The following is a 25,328-nucleotide window of genomic DNA, read 5'->3' as shown; positions in this document are numbered from 1 at the left end:
TTTATAATTATTACCCATTAATCGGAAAGCAGACATTAAAGGCGGTGTTTCCCGGAACCGACGCGATCGTAACACGGCCTTTATGCTGTTTAAGGATACGTTGGACCACATCAAGTCCAAGTCCGGTGCCTTTTCCTATTGCTTTGGTCGTAAAAAAAGGGTCAAATATCCTGCTGACTATTTCCTGGGGGATCCCGGGGCCATTATCACGAACTGTCACACAAACAAGATCATTATCTCTACTGGTTGTTATTTCAATGGTTGCGGCAGGTACCCTATCCAGTGCGTCAATCGCATTGTCGATCAAATTTGTCCAAACCTGGTTCAGTTCCCCTACCATAGCCTTAACTTTCGGTAGTTCATAATTATAATGCTCTATAATTTTAATTCCTGAACACTGGATTTTATGGTTGAGCATTGTCAGTGTACTTTTCAATCCCTGATGAATGTCGGCAAATTGTTTTTCCCTTCCCTGGTCCATGTGGGTGAAGTTCTTTACTGCGCCTACGATACCTGCAATACGCTTAGAGCCTTCATCAATATCTTTTACAATCTTTTCCGATACGAGGCTTGCACTTAGCCAGTTAAACACGGCGGAAAGATTACAGGCAGAGATATCTTCCCGGATAATTTCTGACTCCGCAATACCAATATTAAAATCCATTAGGTTAGCGGCTACTTCATCTGCTTGCTTTACATCGTGATCTTCAAGCCAATCTATCAAATCATCTTCAAGCCTACTCTTTTCCAGCATCGTCAGGGTCGGATGCTCGTCTTTTTTTACGATAGTATCTAATAAACCGTTGATAGTTTCGATTTTCTCTGAAGTGATTCCCAGCCTTACGATATTCTGGAAGGCAAATCTGACCTTCTGTATATGATTTTTCAGGGAGGTGGCCCCCCTTACCACTGCGGAAACAGGATTGTTAAGCTCATGTGCCAGTCCAGCCGACAGCTTGCCCAATGACATCATCTTTTCGTTCTGCTGCTGGAGAGAGGTATAATCTCTAACCCTTGTTGTCATGACCTGGACGAAGGCTTGCGTCAGTTCATAATTAGTACAAATCATATCGTGATACCGCATTGATGGCAATACAAGAATTTGGGTATTCGCGCCAGCCTCACCGTGGGTAGTACTTGTCCAGCCCCTTGAAAAAGGTAAATTACCAGTTACTGAACCGGCTTCAAACGTGTAAATGTCCAACATTTCATCCTGCTGAAGCAAATAGAGTCTTATCCGGCCCTCCATAATGATATAAGTATCCTCAACAGGTCTTCCGGGTAGGAAAAGAAATTCGCCTTCCTGTAATAAAAATGTGTGACAGTTTTCTATGAGCCATTCTAATTGTTCCTCGGGAACATTTACAAATGCCTCTGTTTTTTTTAGTTGTGCCGTGTTAACTTCAAATAATTCCATAATCATTCAGAAAAATTTCCCGGTCAAGCAAATAGCTGTTTAGATCCGGAGACCATTAGCAAGTGCATTTAAAATGCCAAGCCATAATCAATTGTAGATAAGTATGTTATCAGACATTAAACATTGCCTATTCACGAAATTTCGGAAATCCGATCAGGGTGTAACGATATGTAGGTTAGCCATTCTTGATAGATTGGGATCAGACATTTACAGGTGATCCGTTTCGAGCCGGTTTACGTTGAAGTAAAGGCAAAATACTAAAACCGATGGAAATATTCATCCCCGAGCGGCCATCAATATCGATGGTCCCTCCAAGGTCTTCAGTCAACCCCCGCATTAATTTAAGGCCAAATGATTTCACCTTATTGAGATCCATGCCAGCCGGGATGCCGGGACCATTATCGTTTATAGTAAGTTTAAAATTCAATGGGGTTTGTTGGCTCAACCTAATGGATAGTTCTCCTTTACCCAAAGGGAAAGCGTATTTGAAGGCATTGGTGATTGCTTCATTCAATATCAGACCCAGCGGGACGGCCTGAGCAACGTCAAGACTGATTGAAGCTATTTCCAGGTCCACAAAAATATGCCTGGCACTTTTAAAACTATCTTTTAAATAGCCGGTCAGATCATTGATATATTCCGGCATAAAGATAGTTGATGCGTTATCGCATGTATAGAGTTTCTGGTGGATGAGGGACATTGCCTGTACCCGCATTTTACTTTCAATTACAGCATTTAATGCAGTTTCATCGCGCAAATATGCTGACTGCGAATTTAGCAGGCTGATAACGATCTGCAGATTATTTTTAACACGATGATGTACTTCCTTTAAAAGCCACTGGTTTTCGTTTAGTAAATGCTCAAGCTCCACATTCTTGGTGGAAATCTGTGCCTGCTTCAGTTCTAATTCCTTATTACCCCGAATTTTTAACCTGTACCGGTTATAAACTACAGAGAGTAACAGCACTAATACCAGCATCAGTACTCCAATGAGTTTCACCCGCATACCGCTGCGCTCTACCATATAATGCTCCAGCTGGTTTTGCTTAGTCAGCAATTCGATATCCTTCTTTTGCAACTGAAGGTTTTTAGCCTGAACCTGGAGGTTTCTGTCTTTTGCCTCCATATCGTACCGAAATTGCATTTCTGAAACCTCTGTAATCCTGGATGCATTAAAAACGGAATCATTTATTTTCTTGTAGGCCTGAAAGTTTTGAATTGCATTTAAATAACGGCCGGAAGCAGAGTCAGTTTTAAACCGCAGCAGCCTGAGCTGGGCCATCATAATGGAACTAAACAGTGTTTTAGGCGTTTTTTCCAGGATTGCCAAATAGTTGGCAGCTTTACGATAGTTGCCCGTTTTGATATAAAAGTCACAAATGATCTGATAATATTTTACATAACTTTCAACCGGCAAAAATCGGGACCTAAAATTGTGGTCGCCTAATTCGATCATTTTCCTGTAGGCATTTTCAGCTTTCGGCAGCTCGTTCATTGCCCAAAAGCAGTCCCCCATCGCCCCAAACATAGCGGACGCCTCAAAAGCATTAGCCGGCACGTTTTTCTTTCTATACTCATTAAGAAATTTTAGTGCTGCTGATGGCCTTTGCTGTGCAATCATCACCTTAACCATGCGTTTAACGATACTGTACTTGATATCACTCGCGGAATGATATTTATAAAGGCCTTCGCTGTATGCATTCAGGCTATGATCCAGCATCCCCAGGTCATCATAGCAATCACCCAGCTTACAAAGAAAAAATGCGGCATCAATTGTATCCGCGGTCGCGATCATTGTTTTCCTGACAGCGAGGTCGTAATAGAGTTCCTTTTTAAGATCGCTACGCAGTCGGCTTACAGCTGAAAGCAAAAAATAGGTATGATGAAGCTTAGGGAAGTGAATTGCCCGGTAATCCGACAAGACTGTCAATAACTCTTTTTCGGCAATTACCAACTGTCCCTCGTTGAGATGTACGTCGGCAATCTCTTTGCGCGCACCAATTTCCTGGATTCTATTACCTGACTGACCAAATAATTTCGCTGCGTTTTCATAGGCCTTTATTTTATCAGTTAGTAAATCCGTGTACTCGACAGGAATGGACTTACCAAATTCCAACCAAACCCTTGCTTCCCCTTCAATATCATTTTGGGATTTAAACTTGCCGGCCATAGCCAGGTAAAGCTGTTTCCCAGCCGAAAAATTTCCGTTATTAATTAAACGGGAGGCGATTGCCTCACTACACAAGACTTTCCATTTTGGGTCAGCAATATGCCCGGCCAACCTTTCAGCCCCAAGCTGAAAATACCTTGCACTGTCCAAATCTCCACGGTTTCTGCCAGGTTTGTACATATAGTATTCGCCAAGTCTCAACATCAGCTTAATCCGGGCGGTATCCTCTGTACTTCTTTCCAATTGATTTTGCAAAGGGTAAGCGTTCTCAAAAAGCACCCTCTGCGATCTGGCAGGAACCGCAAAAAAGATTAACGAGAAAAGAATTAAAAACCTACCTACCATCTTTGAGAACCTTACAATCACAGAATCCACTAGGCACAAAGTTACAATATTCATAAACTCAGGCGAATACAAAATAGACATTTTTGTCTATATTATGTCAATCTAATCGTAATACAACTTAAAAGACCAGGAAATATTTTGAGCAGCTAATACCCTAAGGGAAAATAAAGGAACGGGCAGGCAATAAAATCCTGATTTTTCGTAAATCAAATATAAAATCAACTAAATATCGTAAAAAAGTTTACAAGGCATTATTTAACATACTATATAACAGCAATATAAATATCGGCATCAATTTTAAGATTCATTAATTAATCAGGGAACTATAGAAAATACAGGGTGATCCGTAAAAAGATTGCGCTAACCCGGCAACAATGAACTGATGTTCTTTACAAAATAATTAACAGAAGATTACAAGTTACCGGTTATTGGCCCATATACAAAAAAGACGACATTATCTCTTTATAGATTATGTAGTCAATTTGTCAATCGAGAAGAACAGGCCAAGCTGAATTTCTTTAAAGGAAGAAATTATTTCTGTCTTTAATAAATCCCGGATTATAAACCACAATTAACTAATTGGCCATGAAACCGGAAATGGAAAAGTCAACCTGGATCTTTTCAGCTAAAGAGTCCACCATTACCTTCAAAGTAAAATATTATAAGATCAGCAGTATTTCAGGGATTTTCAAAGAATTTTCCGGTAGCGTTTCCGCCTATGAAGGGTTTCAGGATGCTGAAATATTGCTATCGCTAAAGACTGACGGAATTGAGTTAAACAGCAAGCAGGAAAACCGTTCCGTTAGGAAAGCGGAGTGCTTAGACGAAATAAACTATCCTAAAATAACTTTTACTGCAGCAGATGGCTGCAAGCTCAGCCAGGGTAATATCCGTGAGATCACAGGAGTTTTGACCATTAAAGGAATTTCAGTGCCCTTAACCCTAATTGTAAATTTTGCCCAAGTCAAAAAGGGAGGAACCAAACCTGTATGTACGGTTGCCTTATTTGGTTGCATTCGAAGAAGTGAAATTGACATAGCCCCGGGAGATGACAAACTGGAGGACGAAATTATTGTAAGTGCGCAGATTGAACTGCGCAGGGCAACAAAATCTCTAATTTAAAATCGAATAATTACCTGAATATCGGTATTCCAAAAAAACGATATTCAGGTAAAAAAATTAGTTTTAGCTGAATATCGTAAAAACATTTGAAGTAAAATCAATTTAAATAATTGATTTACAAATAATTAAATGATGGCATAATCTTCGTAAAGAGTTTACTCGATTTATGATTTCCCAAATTAAAAGCTTCGCGCGCGAATCCTCATGCACAGCCTGTATTCGGGAACAATAAGGACAGTAAATTCAATCAAATATGATCAAAGATCAACACGCCCCATCACCAGATGACCTGACAAGCGATTTATCCATGTCTCAGGTACTTTTGTCAATGAGCAACGATTTTGCTGCTACAAGGACCAGAGACGACCTTGCTGAGGTTCTTGTCGATCATCTGCAAGCATTGGTCCCCTTTGACGACGTTAACATTACAGTTTATAATAAGGAAAGGAACAGTCATTTTATCTGGGCATACAGGTATTACTCCTATCGTTTGATCCATCCGGATTATGAATCTTACATCCAGGCCGAATTCCCTGTTGAGGACAATGTTTTAAACCAGATCCATGACAGCAACGAACCTGTTGTTTTTGATATTGACGAGATGGTGGACGCAGGTTTGGCTCCTCCCTACATGCAATACTATCAGGAAAACGGACTTAAGCATTTCGTAGGGGTAGCCATCCGTGGCAAAGAGAAATTGATCGGAGGACTTTATCTTACCAGTACGGTTAAGGGGAATTTTAAAGAAGAGCATCTTGCGATCATCAAAGGTGTTTCAAGTCAGCTGGCCGTTGCAATTACCAATATCCAGGCGAATGAATTGATCCTAAAACATGAAAGCGAAAAATCTATCCTTCTGGATCTTAGTAATGCAATTGCATCTGTAAAATCGAAAAAACAACTTCAGGAAACGGTTAAGATCAACCTTGAAAATAAATCCTCGATCCAAACCGTTTTGGTGTCTTTTTATGACGCCAGAACAAGTAACCATTATATTTTCGATGAGAAACCAGCAAGTCAGGCCGAATTGCAAAAAGTTGTGCCGGCACTTTTGCCTGCTGATACAAAATTCGGAAAGACGATCAATGAAAAGATTATTCATAGCCGTGGGCCAATCAACATACCTCTTTCCGAGCTTTTGAAATGTCCGGAGGTTGCTCAATTGTTTGCAGAGGAACTCATCCAACAAGGCGTGACCGACATTACCGCTGTTACCATGCGTGCTGCCGGGGAATTATTAGGTTGTGTATATATCTGTTCTAAAAACGACCCCAGGCTCAAGGATGAAGATTTTTCTTTTGTTCAGGGGATTGCCGACCAACTGACCATTACTTTGGTCAATATCATAAATGGCGAGCAGATTCTCGATAGTGAAAACGAAAAGTCGATTCTGCTAACCATTAGCAATAATATGGCAGCCATTCGCAATAAAAGGGATTTGCTTAATACCGTGCAGGACCGACTTAAGAATCTTTTCAGCTTCAGCCATGCGGTAACCGCTATTGCCGATGAAGAACTACAGGTTTACCGAAGCCTTGTGGTAGATCCCGTTTCCCGCAGCAAGAATGATCCCGATTTTCAACGGATCGTCTATGCCGACTACTCATTAAATCATCCGCTGATCAAAATCGTCCTTCGCTCCCCGGAGCCTGTTCTGTTTAAGGTGGACGAATTGGTACAGAATAAAGATGTACCCGAATGGATCGCGATGAACCACCGTGTAGGAATTCGTGAAATGGTCATTGCTCCGTTGTTGAATGGAAAAAAACTTATCGGATTCTTCATTTTATTTTCAGATCAGGTCAATCAGCTCAGGGAAAAAGAGATCAGGCTGATCCAAGGCATCAGCTGGCAATTATCTGTTGCTGTAGGAAATATTCTTGCTAATGAGGACATTGTGATGCGCGACGAGGAGAAAGCTACCCTACTGGAGTTAAGCAAGAATTTTGCCGTGATCCGGAATAAGGACGAGCTCCACAACATCATCAATCTTAAATTAAAAAAGGTGCTGCCCATTAGTCATGTAATCACCTTTAATATCACCGAGGATAATAAATGGTACACGGTCTTTTCTCTGGATCCTAATTCTGCTTCAAAAAACCATAAGGATTATGCTGTCATTACTTCGAGCAGGTACCCGGTAAAGGGTGACCTGGTAGAGAAAATCATAGCTTCTGACAGGCCGCTGGTCTTTGACCTTGACCAAATGAACGAAAATGGTGAATTACCGCACTATCTTCAAATGAATTATGATGTCGGTTTAAAAGAGGCGATCATGTCGCCTTTAAAAGATGGTGGCAGAAACAACGGCGTTCTCATCATTATAATGAATGAGAAAACCAGGCTGAATAATAATAATCTTGATCTGATACAAGGGGTGGCCGACCAGTTGTCCATCGCGGTAGCCAATATCCGGGCGAATGAGAAAATCGAGCAGCAACTGGATGAGATCAGTCAATATCGAAAACGGCTGGAGGACGAAAACTTATACCTTCAGGAAGAAATACAAACCACCCATAATTACAGCGAACTAATAGGTAACAGTGGCAATATTCGAAAAATATTTGACCTGGTTTCCAAAGTCGCAGAATCAGAAAGTTCTGTCTTGATCCTCGGAGAAACAGGTACGGGAAAAGAACTGATTGCACGTGCAATTCATAGTACATCCCTCAGAAAAGACAAAGTAATGATTAAGGTCAACTGCGCTACTTTACCTGCAAACCTTATCGAAAGCGAGCTTTTCGGCCATGAACGGGGAAGTTTTACCGGAGCCACCGAGAAACGGATCGGAAAGTTCGAATTGGCGAACAATAGTACACTTTTTCTGGACGAGGTTGGCGAACTACCTTTAGACCTACAGATAAAACTGCTACGTGTCCTCCAGGAAAAAGAAATTGAAAGAGTCGGCGGGAGAACTACCATTAAGACCAATGTCAGAATTGTAGCGGCAACCAACAGGGATCTGCAAAAGGAGGTACAAATGGGCAATTTCCGAAGTGATCTTTTCTTCAGGCTAAATGTTTTCCCGATCAATATTCCCCCGCTCCGTGAACGAAAGGAGGACATCTCACTATTAGCAGCACACTTCCTGGTCAAACATGCCAGAAACAGCGCAAAAGCAGGGATATCCTTTTCTAACAGGGCCATGAGACAATTATTAAGCTATGACTGGCCGGGTAACGTGAGGGAGCTGGAGCACCTTGTTGAAAGGAGCCTTTTATTATCCAATGGCCGTGCAATTGACAATGTCTACCTACCAGGCAATCCGTCAGAAATGGAAAACCTGCCAGGGGAGGATAAAATAAAAACCTTGAACGAAGTAGAACGGGATCACATCATTGCAGTACTTAAAAAGTGTAAGGGTAAAGTTTCAGGTGTTGGGGGCGCCGCTGAAATGCTTGGAATCCCTGCAACAACCCTGAGTTCCAAAATGCTCAGGTTAAATATCACCAAAGGGCTTAACAATCAGGCCAAAGAGGAATAAAGTGCCTTTTTATATTTGAAAAGATTATAAAAAACAAGGGGCTGATTTCACCAGACCCTTGCTTTTCAATCAATTCAATTATTTTGCAATTTTCAGTAATAAAGTAGCTACTGAATCCGGTTTAGATAGAAAAGGGCTGTGACCAGTCGATAAACTGTAAGTCGCTTTGATTCCGGCAGAGGCAACCATTCTGTTTTGAAGTTCAGGAGAAATGGCATGGTCCTGTGCGGTGTGAATATAATATTTGCTCACCGATCCATAATTGGCTGCGGTAAGTGTTACCGGGTTGGTGAATGGAATTGCAGGCTCGATTTTCCAGTTCGCCAACACCTGGCTTTTTATGGCATCTGAGCCATCCTGTATAAAAATATTCAGTATCTGATCATGATTAACATCCAGCGTAACCTGTGAAGAGAAGGTCAGATTTGGTCCAAGTAATGATCCCGCATCTGTTTGCGCGAGATCCAGCAGGCTTTGGCCTGACGCAGGTACATAAGCAGCCAGGTAAACCAATCGGTCGATCTTCGATGGAATCTGTTCAGCAACATCAGCAACCACCATCCCTCCAAGACTGTGGCCAACCAGAATAACTTTTCCATCCACTGCATTTATGGCATCCACGACTTGTTTTTTATAAACATCCATAGTAATCGTTGCCGGATCAGTATTATCTTTCTCATGACCTGCAAGTTGTACTACAATTACATTTTGCCCCCGGGCTTCTAGGTCAGATTTGACAGATTGCCAGGCCCAGGGTCCCTGAAAGGCACCTGGGACTATCACATAGGTTCTTGAGACGATGGGTACTGCACTATGATCTTTCGAACATGCAGCAAATAGGACCGAAATGGTCATTGCAATTATTGCAAAGTAAATTAGCTTTTTCATATTAAATACGCCTGATTATTTCAGGCTTACAAAACTATCCCGACGATCGTCTAAAAACTTTAACTCATGTTAAAATCGAAAGCAAACGGAAAATCTGACAAAAAAATCGCAATCGAATAGATGCTCACAAAGATTTCCAAGGCTGGATCTTCAAACTTCATGAAATTCATTTTATTCAGTGAAAAGAAGTTTTAAAAAAACGACCATTCGTAAAAATCGCCAATGCAATATATTACAAACAACTAATATTCAACTACTTAATAATTGGCCGTCAAATTGCATTGCACATACGGCCAGCATATCACTTATTATGACTTGCCGGAAAGTTATTAGTGAATAGTGGTATTTACGTCTATTAATCCCTCAAGCGATGACATGTGAAAATGGTAAATTCCGCAGGGTAAACCCCGGTCTGACAGATATGATCATTAAGTTACATGAACTCGGGTACACTGAAGATTTTGCAGTAACCAATCGATGTCATGGAGACCATTATGGCCCGATGAAAGATTTACTGTATTCAGAATACAAAATCAAGGTGGTCAGCCAGTATTATGACCAATTGCTAAAAAAATTCATTTATCTCCATACAGCCGAAACCGTCGCAGGCGAGCGTGGAATTGTGGTTACCGACTCCATATTAACCGGGAACCAGGATATCATTATCCATCCTGCCTGGTCCGGCCCGCCTATGACCTCAAGTTTCGTTAATATTTCGAATAATAAAACAATCCTGAAAACTCAATTGATATGACCGCAATTAAATTTGAAAATAGAGAAGATCTGATCCTTGACTATTGTTCAGACCAAATGACCAAGGACCTGATTCAGCGATTGAAAACTGTAATGTCTTCCGGGCTATATTGTAATTATTTAAATCTGGCTGGTGTGAACGGGATCAGGCATGAATTGAACATCGAGGGTCAGTTAGCATTTTTCTGCGAGACTTTTCCGGACATTAATCGCATAAAAGCAATCAGGCAGGCTAGTGAAACATGGAATAGTCTGGATCTGATTTACAGATTAACCGTACTTGATGCGTTTTCTACGGTATTTTACGACAGTTTACAACAATACAATCCTACAGAACGTACCATTATATTCTGCCAGATATTTATCAATGACCTGGTGGATGTATTGACAAGCCACTAAGCCGGAAGGAACATATATTCAGCTATAAGAATGCAGTCAAAAAATGTTCCTGAAATAAGCCGCTTTAAGTTTTGAATTTTAAGTATAGTTTATTAGATTCATTATGGAATTGGTGAGGGAACGAACAGTTATCGTTGAGCTCGGGACAACCACAACCGCTTACGACTTAACAATGCTTATGCAGCCAAGTTTAGCAGAGGATAACTTAATACATATTGATGCGATCACCCAGCAGGTATTTTCAACCGTGCTGGAACTTTCGGGATCTGAACCGGAATTGCGGGCAATTGCTCCTAAGGACAGACATTTTTTAGACGACCTTGCGATTTCCTTGAGCAGGACGAGCGACTGCCTTCAAATTACGAGAGTAATTCACGATGCCTTACCTCACCTGGCAAATGTATCTTCCTTTTTGATTATCAGGACTGATGGGAAGGATCATGTTGATGAATATTTGAGCGGAGGACTATCCGCGCCCCCCCTACGTTTCCGGCTAAAAACTAAAACAAAAGTTCCCGGTGACGATCCATTGTTAAATGATTTAAAACCCGGAAGTGGCCTTCAGTTATATAACAGGAGCGAATTAGCAGCTTCTGTCTGGCTGCATGCGCAACTTAAAAATTCACCAATAACGGAAGATCGCCAGGTGGCGATTGCAGCATTACGGACAGGCCAGGATTTTAATGGTCTGATCATCTTTTTCCAAGGCGCCGAAACAGGGGCATTTGTTTCGCTGGCACCGGTTCTTGAAGGAGTTGCTGAATTGGTCTCAACTGCTTTCACGTGCTTCCGCGCCGTTGAAAAAATGAAGAGTATGGATTGCCAGCAGGAGGTGGAGCAGGTAAGGCAGGAAATTACAGTCCGCGACAGGGATAAATCAACATTGATTGAGATCAGTAATGACATGTCGGCCATTCGGGATAAGAATACCTTGATTTCCGTTCTTCATCAACGCCTTAAACAACTATTTAACTTTAGTCATACACTAATGTCCCTGACGGACCCGGTTTCCAAAACCTATACCGGTCTTATATTTGATTCAGCTTCGATAAGTAAAAGAAAGCATCCGGATTATCAGCGGATTTGTGATGCCCGATACATGATCTCGGACCCGGTGATGTCGAAAGTCCTTGCCTCATCCACGCCGGTCGTTTTTGACCTGGATGAGTTGATGGAACATGCCGATGTTCCTGAATGGATCACCATGAATCACCAGAGCGGCATACGCGAAATGGTCGTCACCCATTTAAATTCCGGAAAAAAACATCTTGGGGCATTCATGATATTTTCCGAAAAAAAACAAAGTTTCCTTTCCAAGGAGCTTGGGTTGATCAGGGCGATTTCGTCAGCCTTGGGAAATGCCGTGGATAACATATTGGCCACAGAGGAAATCATGGAACGGGAACGGGAGAAGACACTTTTGCTTTCACTGAGCAATGACATGGCGCAGATCAGGAATAAAGAAGGACTGCTCCGTTTCAACAAGGAAATTCTGAAGAAGGTGTTACCGATCAGCCACCTTTTAATCTTCACGATGATGGACGACGAGCGGCAGTATTATCCATATCTTCTTGACCCTGATTCGGTTTGCCGGAGCCACCCGGAATACGAAAAGATCACCTCAAGTACCATACCCTTGAGCGACTGGATCGCTGATAAGGTTTTCCTATCTGAGCATATGGAGGTATTTAATTTAACTGAATTAGCAAATACGACCACCCTGCCCGACTATCTGCGGATGAATTATGAATGTGGAAAAAAGGAAGTAATCTATAACGCGTTGAGCATTGGCCGAAAGAAGACAGGCCTGCTGGTAATCTTCACGGACGCTGCAGACAAAATGGATAAAAATCAGCTCCGGATTTTACAGGGCGTTTCCTCACAGCTTTCTACGACGGTTACAAATATCATCGCCAATGAAAAGATAGAAAAGCAATTCGCAGAAATTTCTGAATTTAAACTGCAACTGGAGAACATGAACGTGTACTTACAGGAGGAAATCCAAACGAATTATAACTATAGTGAAATTATAGGCAGCAGTTCGGAAATGAATAAAATTTTCCATCTGGTTTCACAGGTGGCAGATAGCCAGAGCTCGGTCTTAATTCTCGGCGAAACCGGTACGGGAAAAGAGCTGATCGCAAGGGCCATCCATAATGCCTCATCAAGGAAAGATAAAGCGATGGTCAAAGTCAATTGCGCTGCACTTCCTGCCAATCTTGTAGAAAGTGAACTTTTCGGTCACGAGCGCGGTAGTTTTACCGGGGCCATCGAACGCCGTATCGGTAAATTTGAACTGGCAAATAACAGTACACTTTTTCTGGATGAAATTGGTGAACTTCCACTCGATCTGCAGGTTAAGCTGCTAAGGGCATTACAGGAAAAAGAAATCGAACGTATCGGCGGAAAATCAGTAATCAAAACAAATGTTCGAATTATTGCTGCTACTAACAGGAATCTGCAAAAGGAGGTCAGAGAGGGTACCTTCCGTTCGGATCTCTATTTCAGGCTTAATATATTTCCAATTACACTTCCCCCACTTCGGGACCGTCGGGAAGATATACCATCTCTGGCCACTCACTTTTTAGCGAAGTATAAAAAGAAAGGGAGTATGGAATCCCTGCATTTTTCAAACAAGGTAATGAAAGAGCTTGTCGCCTACAACTGGCCGGGAAATGTCAGAGAATTGGAACACGTTGTTGAACGAAGCGTTTTATTAGCCAACAGTACCACAATCAAACAAAGTTCTTTGCCCGTTTCTACCCGTCAGGAAATGGAGGAAATTTTGCCAGATACAGCGATCCGGACTATCGAAGAAGTAGAAAGGGATTATATTATTTCCATTCTCAAAAGAACTAATGGCAAAATATCCGGTATTGGAGGGGCAGCAGAGTTGCTTAAAATTCCGGGATCTACCCTGAGTTCAAAAATGCTTAAATATAATATCAAAAGAAGCGATATTAAACAAAAGTAGGAGGCATTTTACGTAAGTATTTAGGCTGCAAAAAAGAGAGCCTGTCAGTTGACAGGCTCTCTTTAGTTAAAACAAAATCCCCCAAATTTCGGGATGATATATTTCATATGACGAATATGATCCTCGGTGTAATTAAAGGCTAAGTGACCGTTTATAACACTTCATGAATGCTATAAGTAGGACCATGTTCACGGCGGTCACCGATACCAACAGCAATCACATTGTTAAGCCATCCGTATTTTTCCGATGCTGTTTCAAAAATGGGAGTGATCCGCAGGTAATATTCGTCGGGGCTTACGCTCTCCCCTTTTGCGATCCGTGCCACTACAGCCGGCGGGTTTGATCGTACGCCTTGGTATTGAATAGAGATCAGCTCTCCATCATCAGTCTTTAATATCAGCCTGCAATTGAGCTGGGCACTGCCATTATCGCCAACCACCTGCCAGTCGCTTCCACCTGGCAACACTTCTCCGGAGAGACGCTCACCTTCAAAAGTGCCGCTTAAAGCAACGCCTACAAGCCTGCTCACGCGCGGACTTTTACCGACGATCTGCGGTGGCGCAATTACAAGTTTCAATACCATTAAAGGTCTTGTTCTAACTGATTTTAGAACCTCCGGCAAATTTTCTATTGAATGGTCTTCCATTTCGGTAGTTTTTTAATAATGGTATCAATTGAAAGTCTCCTTTTCAGATTACCTGACTGCCCAAGCATGAGGAGACGTCCCTTACTTATTTGTAAACAACCGGGCTTTCCCCTGCCAATAAATGGTTATAAGCTACCGCATACTCAGTAGCTGATTGTTGGTTCTGGCCGGTAATCAGTTTTCCGGTTACGACTACATGTACATGGTATGGTTCTGCTGCTTTTTCGTAAATAATGCCAGCTTCTTCCATAATCGGCTGCGGGAAATTCGGGATGAAATTAGCACCGAAAACTTCTTCGATCATGGCATCCTCAGCACGAGAGAAACCAGTTGCCGCTTTGCCTTTAACCAGATCAGGAATATTACCCAAAGCGATTGAACCATGACAAATGGTTCCAACAAATTTATCTGCATTCCAGAAGTGTTCCAGTGCCTTTTTTACTTCATCATTTGGATATAGGTCTACTGCAGCACCGCCGCCGCCAACGACGTGCACGGCGTCAAAAGATTCCAGGTCAACCTCATTTAAAACCTGGGTATTTTCCAATAAAGCAACTAATTTGGGATCAGAAAGAAAACCTTTGCTAACGATATCTTCTTTCTCCCAGGAATCTTTAAAATAAGGATCACTTGAAGGATCCGGGTTAATTTTTCCACCTTGCGGGCTGGCGATAACAATTTCGTGCTCGCGTTCAGAAAAATTCCAGTAAGGATGGGTAAGTTCAGCCAACCAAAACGTTTTTGAACTGGCAATAAATAGAATTTTCATAAGACGAATTTTAATTTGTAATTGATAATTTGTTTACTGTGCGTTTCTTATTGTCCCCATGAGGGATCTGCATCACAAATTTCAAATGGCATGCCTCCTTATAATGAGCTGGTTTTGTGACGAGTAACTATCAAAAGAGATCAAGCTTTCACTTTATATCGGGATCTCAACATCCCCATTTCCGAAATAAAGTAAAGCCCTAATTCACTTAAATACTAACAGACGGAACATCATAACGCTCTGATTACTGATCCATTAAATTGAATGAAAGAGAAGATTAATCGCGAAACAAGGCCGATCACTTCTTTCCAAAGCCCGATGGCGGAAACAATGGAAGCTGCCTGTTTAACCATTGCAGACTACTAAATTGCTTTTACACTTTTCCTGTTTTACGTTATATAGTTAATTCTATATTCAATCAACGATTTACAGTAATCTTGTTCGGAAATCCGCATTTATAGCACTGTAAATTAAATACTTATAAACCGGTGCAAGTCTTGAAAGTAGTACAATATCAAAAAAATCATTTTACGGAGATCACAAGCCATCAAGTGAATGATGCGACGGTCCGATTTATAACATTTTCAAAATACCTCCTACCATGCAGAAATTTGAAGTATTAAAAACACGTTCAGAAGGCCAAGTGCTTTTTGCAGAAATCGATAATCCTCCGCTCAATCTTCTTGGCCCCGGCTTGGTCAGGGATCTGGTTGCACTCATTCAGATATTGGATAAAGGTGAAGAATTTAAAGTCGTAGTCTTTTCCAGCGCCAATCCTGATTTTTTTATTGCGCATGTGGACGTTGATAAGATCACAGAATATAGAGCAGCAGCGACGGAGCTAACCGGTGAACCTTCACTATCGCTTTTATACAGGAGACTAAGTGAAACGAAAGCCATTACCATTGCGAAAATTGCCGGACGCGCACGTGGTGCAGGAAGCGAATTAATCCTGGCTTGCGATATGCGGTTTGCATCCAGGGAACGCGCGGTATTTGGTCATATCGAGGCAGCATTTGGGCAAATACCAGGTGGAGGCAGTGTCCAGCATCTCACACGCACTTTAGGGAGAGGCCGCGCATTTGAGGTTATTACGAGCAGTCAGGATTATAACGCTGATTTGGCTGAACGTTATGGCTGGATCAATCGGGCAATCCCAGACGAGGAACTTGATTCCTTTGTGAGCGATCTTGCACACCGGATTGCCCGGTACCCACAGCAGGGCCTTCAGGATATCAAAGAAAGGATCAATGCGATTAGCCTTGCTCCCGTAAGTGATTATCGTACAGACGCAGACCTATTTTTCCAGGCGACGCAAAGTTCAGAGACCAAAGAAAGGTTCAAAATAATCGCAGAAAAGGGTTTTCAGTTCCCTGGGGACACAGAATTAAACCTGGGCGATGTAATAGGGAAATTTTAATACCTCACCTTACTTTAGAGGATAAAGGTGACCAACTGTTCATTCAAGCAAAACAGGGCGCTCCGGAAAATTCCGGAGCGCCCTGTTTATTTACGGTCATTTAACCGGCGTCCGGAACCGGAATATCGTAGGCGTTCAGAAGGAATGAAATCAAAGTATAGCAACCTATCAGCTGAATCAATTCTGCGAAGCCATTGTTCCCAAAGCTGGTAATTGCCAAATTGTGAACCGACTCCGGCAGTTGCCCGCCTTTTGTTATCGCTGAAGCGATATCGAAGGCCAGATTTTCCTGTTCTGACAGGTCGACCGGACGTTGCCCGGTGCTTAATGAAGCGATCTGATGTTCAGGCATGCCGATTGCGCGGGAGATATGTTCATGCGCGTAAATTTCGTATCGTGCCGAAAATTTTGCCCCAACGACAAGAATAGCCACTTCACGAACCGATTTGGATAAGGTAGAATTTGCTGATAACGCTTTATTATAATCCCAAAGCGCAGCGCCAAATTGCGGAAACTGAACCATTGGATTAAACGGCCCTAAAAGTGCTCCATCACCATTTTTCGCGACAAAGCTTTTAAAGTTCTTTTCGATGCCTTCGTTAATATCTTTATATAAGGCCTGCTGACGCTCATTCAGTTCGGCCGGATTTATCGGTGTAAGTCTCATAATATCTTAATTTAATGATGTTTTACGTAGCTACAAATAGTCTGTTAAGCTGGTATTCCACCAGTACCATTTGGAAACATGGCCCTTGCAGAAATCACAGGGTTCAGGGATTCACTTATGAATTTAATCTTACCATTTTCGGACACGAGCCTTCCAAAGAAATGCTGATTGTAATATTTACCGGTTGCAGGCACCAGTGCATTGGCGTGGTATTCCACAAAAGCCTGGTCTTCGGTTTCCATATGGACAACGATATTCTCAAATTTAAAGTCAGGCATAGTACTGAATACGAAATTAATAAAGGCCCTAACGCCTTCTTTACCTTCATTTCTTGAGGGGATATTGATGGATTCAAGGTAGGGAATTTCAATCACAGCGTCCTCTGCGAATAAATCGACTACCCGGTCAATGTCTTTGATATTAACCAGGTATTCAAGGAACAGTTCTTTTGGATTTTTCATTATATGTTTTATTTAAGGTATTGCGTATTACTATGATTTCCTCCACAACCCCATCTATAAATCATAGATGGTTTGCAACCAGGACCTAACTTCTGATCCGATTAATAACTGCTTAGAAAATGATTCCTTCGATTATCATCACTCCCTACCGCATCTATAAAAACCGGATATCATTTAATCAAAAATAGATAATTTTGTCTATTTTTGAATCACAACATTGTTCCATACGCTAATTATACAGAGGAATGACAGTTATTCATTTAGATCGGTCTGTTATGGATAACCTTCGCTCCGCAGAATAGATATTTTTATCTGATCCGTTAAAGATCTGGCCGTGCGGTGTCCAAAAGTGATCAGATCCCATTTGTTGGGGATCATTCGTATTTAAACTATATCCTATGAAAGCAATTGAAATTAAAAGTTTTGGCAGTCCGGATCATCTTCAGTCCGCATCTGTCCCGTTACCAGTGATCAAATCTGACGAAGTATTGATATTGGTAAAATCCGTTAGTATAAATCCTGTCGATACTAAAATCAGGCAAGGGGTTAAATTGGTCGGACGCGCCCCGGATCCTTTGCCATTGATACTTGGATGGGATCTGAGCGGTATCATTACGGGAGTAGGCAGTGCCGTGAAAGATTTTAAAACAGGAGACGAAGTATTCGCGATGATCAATTATCCTGGGCTGGGACAGGCTTATGCGGAATTTGTCGCAGCCAAAGCTGATCAATTAGCCATAAAACCGGCAGGAATAAGTTTCGAGGATGCTGCGGCAGCCACATTATCTGCATTAACCGCATGGCAAGCTTTAACGGTCAACCAACACATTGAAAAAGGTTCAAAAGTCCTTATCCACGCAGCTTCCGGGGGTGTAGGACATTTTGCAGTCCAGATGGCTAAATACTTAGGGGCTTATGTAATCGCTACCTCTTCGGCCGCAAACCGGGATTTCGTGTTATCGTTAGGGGCTGATGAACATATAGACTATCAATCGCAGTCTTTGGAAAAAGTAACGGGTAATCTTGATTTCATCCTTGATCCTTTAGGCGGCAAGAACACCGAAATTTCACTGGATTTAATCAAGGACGGAGGAACTGGCGTCAGTATCGTTTTCGGATTTACACCGGAATTGATGGAGAAGGCGAGACAGCGAAGGATAAACGCTTTTAATATCCAGGTTAAACCAAATGGAGGGCAGATGAATGTCATTGCCGATCTGTTAAGGAAGGGTCATATCAGATCCCATGTAATTAATAAATTCAGTATTGATCAAATGCCTGAAGCCCATACGCTGCTGGAAAGCGGTCGCTCAACAGGCAAAATAGTCCTCAATTTTTAATAAATGCCAATTTTCGGCTGCTACAATTGTCACGAGATTATAAAATAGACAAGAATATCTTTTCTAAGACCAATAAAGAAAATTTCAATTTTATTTACAAACACTTAATTATCAATTTATTATAAGAAATAATAATGAAATTAAAGAGGTAAAATACCATCAGGAGAAGTAACAGACTGTCGATTTTAACCCATGTTAAAAGTTCTGGGCATCCACTCCCCTAACTTTGTTGGTACAATAAAAAATTAATACTATGAAAAAAGTAATCTTAATCCTGGTTTTAGTAACAGCCGGATTAGCCACGTTTGCACAAACAAAATCAAAAAAACAAATGGAAACAATAGTTTTGGTACATGGTGCCTGGTCTGATGCCACTGCCTGGAATGCTGTGGTACCACTTTTAAAAGCCAAAGGATATGAAGTTATCCCGGTGAACCTTTCCGGTCACGGCGCTGACACTTCCTCATTTGCGGGAATCGGTCTGGAAACTTATGTTAAGACAGTGGAAGCTGCTATAGGTGACCGCAAGAACGTGACCCTCGTAGGCCATAGCATGGCTGGTTTGGTAATCAGCCAGGTTGCGGAAGAAATCCCAACCCAGATTAAGGAGCTTGTTTACCTCGCTGCTTATCTTCCGAAAAATGGTGAGAGCTTGTTGAGCTTAGCCCAACAGGATGCAGGCAGTCATACCGGTAAATACCTGACTGTTGATAAAGAACACGGCGCAGCGATCATTGGTAAAGATGGTATTGTGGATGTATTTGCAGAAGATGCTCCTAAGCAAGTTCAGGATTACCTGGTTGCAAATTGGAAAACAGAACCTTTAGCTCCGCTTGCTACACCAGTAACATTGACAGACGCGAACTTTGGTAAAGTTGCCAAAGCTTACATCTTCACTGAGAATGATCACGCTGTCAGCTACCCATTTCAGCAAACAATGGTAAAAGGTTCAAATGTTAAAAAGACCTTTTTATTAAATACCAGCCATACACCGTTCATTTCACAACCGGTAAAACTTGCTGAAGATATCATCCAAGCGACCAAATAAGAACTATTAACTGATCTATATATTTCTATGAACTCACTGGATAATCCAGTGGGTTTTTTTGCATTAAAATATGACGGCACCAATCGACCAACTGGAAGAAGTATTTGTTCAGCATCTCGGTATGGACAGGGAGACCTTCCAACTTTCGAAGCCATACTGGCAACTCAAAACCTATAAAAAGGGCGAGTTCTACAACGAATACAAGAATATCTGTAAACATTTGGGGTTCATCATCGACGGTGTATTCCGGATTTATCGGGTTAACGAACTGACGGGAGAAGAAAGGAATATGTTATTTTTTGGGAAAGGGGAATTTATCGCTTCCTATAAAAGCTTTCTGAGCCAGACGGCTTGTAGTTATTTCACAGAGTCCCTGACCACTTCCACTATCCTTTACATCCATATTGACGCTTTAACACAACTATACGAGCAGTCCCATAAATGGGAAAAGTTTGGCCGGATGGTAGCGGAGCAGGCCTTTCATGCGGTAATGTCGGCAACCGAAGGTTTACTTTTCGACACGGCAGAAGGACGCTACAAGGAATTACTCAGGCAACATCCTGATATTTTCAGCACGGTGCCGCTTTACCATATAGCCTCCTACCTCGGCATTGCTGGCCCCTCCCTGAGCAGGATCAGGAAGCGGATGGCCCATCAGCATTAATGGTCTGAAATCATCACTTTAGATACCGGTTTACGTTTCTTTTTGATGGTGATAAGTACCAGGAAAATGCAACAAAAGTTCATGGAAGCCAGCAGGAGAAAAGCATCCATATAGCTCATTAAATAAGTCTGTCTGTTCACGGTGGCTTCTAATGCAGCAATTGCCTGTTTCCCTGCACTGAACGCATTGGAGCCATGCGCCATGAAATTAGATACAGCAGCCCGTAACCTGTCCATGGTTGCGGGATTATCCGATGTCGCATGGTTGACCAGTGATTGCCGGTTAAAAGCCGCACGGTGTGCAATAAAAGTATTAATGAGCGCAATCCCGAAGGAGCCCCCCATCTGCCGCATCATATTATTTAAAGCAGCCCCCTGAGGGATATCCCTTGGTTCAAGTTCAGAAACAGCGAGTGCGGTTAGTGGAACAATCAATAAAGCGGCTCCAAGGCCACGAAAGATCAAGGGTATAAAAAAATAAGCATCTCCGGTCTGGAGGTTTGATTTGGACATTAATAAGCCGAAAATGGCCGAAAATGCAAAACCTGTAATGATCAGATACTGCGGACGCAATCCGGATTGCAGCGCTTTGCCCAGAAAGGGTGAGATCAAAGCTGCCATCAAAGTTCCTGGTAAAAGCATAGTACCGGTCTGGAAAGCTGTATAACCAATAACACGTTGCGTATAAAGCGGAAATACAAAGACCGCGCTGAATAACCCGAAACCCAGCACAAAGGTCATGATCGCAGAAATAGAAAGTGTAGCACTTCTTAGTACTCTCAGGTTAATTACAGGAAAAGGTACCCTTAATTCCCACCATACTAATACAATGATCGAAACGACAGAAATACAGGTAAGAACAATGATATAGTTAGCCGAGAACCAGTCGTCGGTCTCCCCTCTTTCCAACACTACCTGTAATGCACCTACCCCCACCGCAAGCAGAATAATCCCCAGCCAGTCGATTTCGCGGTCTTCGGAAGATGGCTTACTGGGGCGGAGGTAAATAATGGAAAGTACGGTTGCCAGGATTCCGATCGGTACGTTCACATAGAATATCCATTCCCAGGATAGGTTATCTACAATATAACCGCCTAATACCGGCCCAATAGAGGGTCCTATTATAATCCCCAGGCTGAAGATCCCGCTTGCTAATCCTCTTTCCTCCACTTTAAAGGTTTCAAAAAGAATTGATTGTGAAGTGGATAACAAGGCACCGCCCCCAAGTCCCTGTAAAAACCGGAAAGCCACCAGTTCCCAGAGATTTGTGGAAAGTCCGCACATGGCAGAGGCCAGTGTAAACAGAATGATAGAGCCGACGTAATATTGCTTTCTTCCAATTTTTTCCGCTAAGAAGCTGGTCATCGGAATTACAATTACGTTGGCAATGGCATACGAAGTAATCACCCAGGCCGTATCCTCCAATGAAGCGCCAAGGTTACCGCTCATGGTGTTTATCGAAACGTTTACGATGGTCGTGTCTATAAGTTCAATAATGGTGGAAGTGATAATCGTGATGACGATGATCCATTTCCGGAGTCCTGTTTCCATAAGTATAAATGCAATTTCTATCAGCTACTTTGATAATTAGCTGAGTATTTTAAAGAAGAAATTCAAAATAGATAATTTTGTCTATTTTAAACCATAGCGATATGAGTCTGTTTAATGATCAAAAAAAATTAAAGAGTGGGTTCCTCAGTAGAAGGCTGTAATTCGTAAGTCTTGAGTTCCTGTTTCAGGCTTTTAATAACACTTTGCATAGGTTGGCTGTTGCCCAATACCCGGCAGATCAGGATGGTACCTTCGACTGATGCAAACATTTTGTAAGCAAAGGCGCTCACGTCAAGTGCTTCGCTGAATTCACCATTCTTTACACCTTCCTTCAGGATAGATGAAAAGTAACGGTGTGCTCCGATCATTGACTTCTTCACTTTTTCCTTCACGATAGGGTTATTATCGTCTGCTTCCGCAGCCAGGTTAAAGATCGGGCATCCACCTGAAATATGTGTTTCCAGCGGGTTCCTGCTAAAGTTCAGGTAAGCATGAATCTGCTCCTTCGCTGTTTTCCCTTTGCTGACTGCGGCAATCACTTTTTCATCATTTTTTTTCAGCAGGAAGTCTGCTGCCGCATAAGAAAGGGCATCCTTGTTTTCAAAGTGATTATAAAGACACCCACGCGCAACGTTTGCTGCCGCAAGCACTTCGTCTACTGTAGTACCGGCAATTCCCTTTTCATTATAAATGGGTGCTGCTTGTTCAATAATAAACTGCTTTGTCTGTTCTGCCTTTGTCATTAAAAGAAATTTATAATACAAATTTAGATAAAATTGTCTTTTGAAAAATCAAAGAAATGTACATTATCCTAATTTCCAAGGTATTTTACATTAAACTGTAATTTCAGAAATGGATTAAGTTATCGGAAGGCCTGCATTTCGGACTAATTTAAGAACCCTTCGGATACCTTCCTGCAAGTTCGGTGGGGAAACTTTAAAGAACAGTTTGTATACAGGATATTTTATTATTTTAGTACAAATGACAATAGCAGAGTTTAACTTACTGAATTTGAAGGAGCAGGGAGATTTAACATTTGATGGGAATTTTCTTGGGGACCGGTCTCAGGGGGATTACAAGGTCGCTTTGTATCGGGTCGGGGGATTTTATGTAGAGGCATTCTATTATACCGTCAGCAATCAAATTGTGTGGATTGAAGCCTTTGGTTCCAATGAGCGTTTGGTTCCTTATATAGCGCATATCAAGTTCAATTCATAACCGCCGTATCAATGGGGCGAAAATTAATTCCAATTACGAAAGATGGAACGGGGCAAAATAAAAGCCCTGCGAAATTCGCAGGGCTTTCTTTATGGATATTATTTGAATTTAACGGTTTCTCTGGTATGCCTTCCCACGCATGTATTCACGAAACTGATACTCATCATAGCGTCGTTTCATGGCAGAACGTTTGGCACGTGCACTCAGTCTCCAGAGGAATATAGCCCAAACACTAAAGGCAATGGCAAAGCATGGCCATGGATTTTGTTTGTTGGCGAGGGCACCCCACAAAGCAAATGTGGAGACAAAGCAGGTGAAAATCAGGTGAACAAAATTTTTCATAAACAGCTGTAACTCTTTTACTAAAATACTAATAATATTAGTTCTGCGCAAGTTTTCGGGAAATTATATCATTTCAATAATTTGGTTTGCCTGCCTTGCGGCCAGTATCCTTTCCCGCAGCTGTTCCAGGATACCTTGATTCGAAATACCAAACAGGTTGATGACCGGATTTTCTTCGTCCGTGCTTTTTAGGCTGAGGTTGCTTAACCCCAGGATTTGTAAGGTCAGGGGTTGGGTTAAGACGTAATCTTTGATGCGGTAAAGTTCCAACTGATCTGTTCGTTTGAATAAAATGCCTTTAGTAAGCTGTAAATATTCCGAATTGATCAGGCAGCGATGGCTTCGAATGAGGAGCAGCCGGTACCATGCCACCAACAGGATCAGCAAACTAAGAAGGATAAATATGGGAGAAAGCGTCCATGCCAGTGGTAGCAAAGTGAGGCTCAGCAGGATTAGCGGGCTGATTTGAATGACCGCGAAGCCAACCGCTGGTCGAAGTTTGATTTCAATGTTCTGCATCATGTATTAATTGTGCTAAATAAGTGGAATGCCGGGTGGGTTTACTGGTCCTGATCCCGGTCCGGATATTAAACGCTGTTTCAAAAGCATGCAAGCTGGACTGGGTCTCCAAAAATTCCTGATAACGGCCCATAAAGGATACACCTGTTTTTTCTTTCTGCCAGCGCAGTAGGGCCGGTTTTCCTTTCAAAGCACTTGCTACCCATATATCGGTCAGCCCTCCCAGCAGTTGGTTCCCAAAAACCAGCGTAAATTTTCGCCTCGCAAAGTTGCGCCTTAACCAACTGATCTGTTCTTCGCAGGGCAGGTTTCCAAGAGATACAAAAGCCAGGTTATAGGGGTCACGGTATCGATGGGAATGATGGACATACCAGGCAATGGCTTCCATTGCAGAATGGGTGATGATTACTTCAGGCGCATATTGGTTGCCTGCGAGCCAGGCATTGGTGGTGGTAGGAACCAGGTGCAACCCTTCCTGGAAGATTTCAGTTTCAGTACCGTAATCAAACCGGAAATCAGCGATGTGAAAAAAGGCCTGGATCTCCGGGGAGATCCTAAGCCTTTCCATGAACGATTTCATCACCTTGTTCCGCCGCTCCGCGAGTAAGCGCGCTTTTGTTGTTCCGGCACCCGCCGGTATTGATCTTCCATGTCTATTAAAGCATTTTTATAGCCGGGACTTTCAAACCCGGCCTCTTTGGCGTCACGTGTTTTATTAAAAAGAGCGTTTAGCCCCTGGTACAACATGTAGGACAATCCCCCATCAATCAGGACTGAGGCGATCAATGCCAGCCGGTTTGCCCGCATACCCTGTGGATCAATCGCAGAGTAAGAAAATTCAGTACGATCGGCAAGTTCAACCTCTTTCCCGCGGCGATATTTTTCCTTTTGGGCCGGCGTAAGAAACTCGTTATTGACCATATCAGGTGCCAGGATCTTTTCGGTATCAGATATGATGAACTCCCTGGTGTCAGGATCGAATTCAACCAGTTTTTCGGTTTTGTTCCCTTTGTTGGATAAAACACATGAAAATGACCCTATCCGGCCAGATCAAAAAGGCCCCCTTCGCCAGTTGAAAGTGACCACGTTCGCCAAAGCAAAGTGACCCCTCTTCGCCACGTGAAAGTGACCC

Annotated in this window: 23 protein-coding genes; 10 read left to right on the top strand and 13 right to left on the bottom strand. The window is 42.3% G+C overall.

Going from position 1 to position 25,328, the window contains the following annotated elements:
• Positions 1-10: 10 nt before the first annotated feature.
• Both ACTJKG_RS18155 and ACTJKG_RS18150 read right to left on the bottom strand, forming a co-directional pair.
• Positions 11-1,417 carry a sensor histidine kinase gene (locus ACTJKG_RS18155; RefSeq protein WP_440740014.1) on the bottom strand — a complete coding sequence of 469 codons (1,407 nt, stop codon included), beginning with the start codon at positions 1,415-1,417 and terminating at the stop codon, positions 11-13.
• 199 nt (positions 1,418-1,616) lie between these two features.
• Positions 1,617-3,830, bottom strand: coding sequence for a tetratricopeptide repeat-containing sensor histidine kinase (locus tag ACTJKG_RS18150; protein ID WP_440740013.1), 2,214 nt, complete (start codon positions 3,828-3,830; stop codon positions 1,617-1,619).
• 687 nt (positions 3,831-4,517) lie between these two features.
• Between ACTJKG_RS18150 and ACTJKG_RS18145 the strand changes: the two genes are divergently transcribed.
• Both ACTJKG_RS18145 and ACTJKG_RS18140 read left to right on the top strand, forming a co-directional pair.
• Complete coding sequence (locus ACTJKG_RS18145) at positions 4,518-5,054, top strand: YceI family protein (protein ID WP_440740012.1); 537 nt, start codon at positions 4,518-4,520, stop codon at positions 5,052-5,054.
• A gap of 253 nt (positions 5,055-5,307) precedes the next feature.
• Positions 5,308-8,538 (top strand): sigma 54-interacting transcriptional regulator, encoded by a 3,231-nt coding sequence (locus tag ACTJKG_RS18140; RefSeq protein WP_440740011.1) that lies wholly within the window; start codon positions 5,308-5,310, stop codon positions 8,536-8,538.
• Positions 8,539-8,616: 78 nt separating this feature from the next.
• Here the strand turns inward: ACTJKG_RS18140 and ACTJKG_RS18135 are convergent, their stop codons facing one another.
• Positions 8,617-9,426: an alpha/beta fold hydrolase gene (locus ACTJKG_RS18135; RefSeq protein WP_440740010.1), complete on the bottom strand. Its 810-nt coding sequence runs from the start codon at positions 9,424-9,426 to the stop codon at positions 8,617-8,619.
• Positions 9,427-9,796: 370 nt separating this feature from the next.
• Here ACTJKG_RS18135 and ACTJKG_RS18130 point away from each other — a divergent pair, with 370 nt between their 5' ends.
• The 3 genes from ACTJKG_RS18130 to ACTJKG_RS18120 all read left to right on the top strand — a co-directional run bounded on the left by ACTJKG_RS18130 (position 9,797) and on the right by ACTJKG_RS18120 (position 13,552).
• A complete protein-coding gene (locus ACTJKG_RS18130) occupies positions 9,797-10,180 on the top strand; it encodes a hypothetical protein (protein WP_440740009.1) in 384 nt (127 codons plus the stop codon).
• Positions 10,177-10,578 carry a hypothetical protein gene (locus ACTJKG_RS18125; RefSeq protein ID WP_440740008.1) on the top strand — a complete coding sequence of 134 codons (402 nt, stop codon included), beginning with the start codon at positions 10,177-10,179 and terminating at the stop codon, positions 10,576-10,578. Before ACTJKG_RS18130 ends, ACTJKG_RS18125 begins: the two co-directional genes overlap by 4 nt.
• A 103-nt stretch (positions 10,579-10,681) precedes the next feature.
• On the top strand, positions 10,682-13,552 hold the full coding sequence (locus tag ACTJKG_RS18120; RefSeq protein WP_440740007.1) for a sigma-54 interaction domain-containing protein: 2,871 nt from the start codon (positions 10,682-10,684) through the stop codon (positions 13,550-13,552).
• 151 nt (positions 13,553-13,703) lie between these two features.
• On the opposite strand, the gene ACTJKG_RS18115 is transcribed toward ACTJKG_RS18120, so the two are convergent.
• On the bottom strand, positions 13,704-14,135 hold the full coding sequence (locus ACTJKG_RS18115; protein ID WP_440740006.1) for a DUF3237 domain-containing protein: 432 nt from the start codon (positions 14,133-14,135) through the stop codon (positions 13,704-13,706).
• 148 nt (positions 14,136-14,283) lie between these two features.
• Positions 14,284-14,967: a type 1 glutamine amidotransferase domain-containing protein gene (locus ACTJKG_RS18110; protein ID WP_440740005.1), complete on the bottom strand. Its 684-nt coding sequence runs from the start codon at positions 14,965-14,967 to the stop codon at positions 14,284-14,286.
• A gap of 601 nt (positions 14,968-15,568) precedes the next feature.
• Between ACTJKG_RS18110 and ACTJKG_RS18105 the strand changes: the two genes are divergently transcribed.
• On the top strand, positions 15,569-16,387 hold the full coding sequence (locus tag ACTJKG_RS18105) for an enoyl-CoA hydratase/isomerase family protein (RefSeq protein ID WP_440740004.1): 819 nt from the start codon (positions 15,569-15,571) through the stop codon (positions 16,385-16,387).
• 100 nt (positions 16,388-16,487) lie between these two features.
• On the opposite strand, the gene ACTJKG_RS18100 is transcribed toward ACTJKG_RS18105, so the two are convergent.
• On the bottom strand, positions 16,488-17,054 hold the full coding sequence (locus ACTJKG_RS18100) for a carboxymuconolactone decarboxylase family protein (protein ID WP_440740003.1): 567 nt from the start codon (positions 17,052-17,054) through the stop codon (positions 16,488-16,490).
• Positions 17,055-17,098: 44 nt separating this feature from the next.
• On the bottom strand, positions 17,099-17,515 hold the full coding sequence (locus ACTJKG_RS18095; RefSeq protein ID WP_440740002.1) for a nuclear transport factor 2 family protein: 417 nt from the start codon (positions 17,513-17,515) through the stop codon (positions 17,099-17,101).
• 398 nt (positions 17,516-17,913) lie between these two features.
• Between ACTJKG_RS18095 and ACTJKG_RS18090 the strand changes: the two genes are divergently transcribed.
• The 3 genes from ACTJKG_RS18090 (at position 17,914) to ACTJKG_RS18080 (ending at position 20,567) form a co-directional block, all read left to right on the top strand.
• The gene (locus ACTJKG_RS18090) at positions 17,914-18,855 is read left to right on the top strand and encodes an NADP-dependent oxidoreductase (protein WP_440740001.1); all 942 of its coding nucleotides are present in this window, start codon (positions 17,914-17,916) and stop codon (positions 18,853-18,855) included.
• A 253-nt stretch (positions 18,856-19,108) separates the two neighbouring features.
• Entirely contained in the window at positions 19,109-19,903 is a 795-nt protein-coding gene (locus ACTJKG_RS18085) for an alpha/beta fold hydrolase (protein ID WP_440740000.1), read from the top strand.
• Positions 19,904-19,973: 70 nt separating this feature from the next.
• Positions 19,974-20,567: a Crp/Fnr family transcriptional regulator gene (locus tag ACTJKG_RS18080; RefSeq protein WP_440739999.1), complete on the top strand. Its 594-nt coding sequence runs from the start codon at positions 19,974-19,976 to the stop codon at positions 20,565-20,567.
• Here the strand turns inward: ACTJKG_RS18080 and ACTJKG_RS18075 are convergent.
• Both ACTJKG_RS18075 and ACTJKG_RS18070 read right to left on the bottom strand, forming a co-directional pair.
• Entirely contained in the window at positions 20,564-22,117 is a 1,554-nt protein-coding gene (locus tag ACTJKG_RS18075) for a DHA2 family efflux MFS transporter permease subunit (RefSeq protein WP_440739998.1), read from the bottom strand. The genes ACTJKG_RS18080 and ACTJKG_RS18075 overlap by 4 nt on opposite strands.
• Before the next feature lie 128 nt (positions 22,118-22,245).
• Positions 22,246-22,860, bottom strand: a complete 615-nt coding sequence (locus tag ACTJKG_RS18070) for a TetR/AcrR family transcriptional regulator (RefSeq protein ID WP_440739997.1) — start codon at positions 22,858-22,860, stop codon at positions 22,246-22,248.
• Between the two features lie 238 nt (positions 22,861-23,098).
• Here ACTJKG_RS18070 and ACTJKG_RS18065 point away from each other — a divergent pair, with 238 nt between their 5' ends.
• The gene (locus tag ACTJKG_RS18065) at positions 23,099-23,335 is read left to right on the top strand and encodes a hypothetical protein (protein WP_440739996.1); all 237 of its coding nucleotides are present in this window, start codon (positions 23,099-23,101) and stop codon (positions 23,333-23,335) included.
• A gap of 108 nt (positions 23,336-23,443) precedes the next feature.
• Here ACTJKG_RS18065 and ACTJKG_RS18060 read toward each other — a convergent pair whose 3' ends face one another.
• Genes ACTJKG_RS18060 through ACTJKG_RS18045 form a run of 4 tightly spaced genes read right to left on the bottom strand, consistent with a single transcriptional unit; the run spans position 23,444 to position 25,117 of the window.
• Entirely contained in the window at positions 23,444-23,728 is a 285-nt protein-coding gene (locus tag ACTJKG_RS18060; protein ID WP_440739995.1) for a hypothetical protein, read from the bottom strand.
• 12 nt (positions 23,729-23,740) lie between these two features.
• Positions 23,741-24,199: a PH domain-containing protein gene (locus tag ACTJKG_RS18055; RefSeq protein ID WP_440739994.1), complete on the bottom strand. Its 459-nt coding sequence runs from the start codon at positions 24,197-24,199 to the stop codon at positions 23,741-23,743.
• Positions 24,183-24,764: a hypothetical protein gene (locus ACTJKG_RS18050; RefSeq protein WP_440739993.1), complete on the bottom strand. Its 582-nt coding sequence runs from the start codon at positions 24,762-24,764 to the stop codon at positions 24,183-24,185. Before ACTJKG_RS18050 ends, ACTJKG_RS18055 begins: the two co-directional genes overlap by 17 nt.
• 11 nt (positions 24,765-24,775) lie before the next feature.
• Complete coding sequence (locus ACTJKG_RS18045) at positions 24,776-25,117, bottom strand: hypothetical protein (protein ID WP_440739992.1); 342 nt, start codon at positions 25,115-25,117, stop codon at positions 24,776-24,778.
• Positions 25,118-25,328 lie beyond the last annotated feature (211 nt).

This window comes from Mucilaginibacter sp. 22184 (genome assembly GCF_052045695.1).
Lineage (GTDB): Bacteria > Bacteroidota > Bacteroidia > Sphingobacteriales > Sphingobacteriaceae > Mucilaginibacter.
The sequence above is the reverse complement of the archived record's forward strand: the minus strand, read 5'-3'. Positions and strand labels throughout refer to the sequence as shown.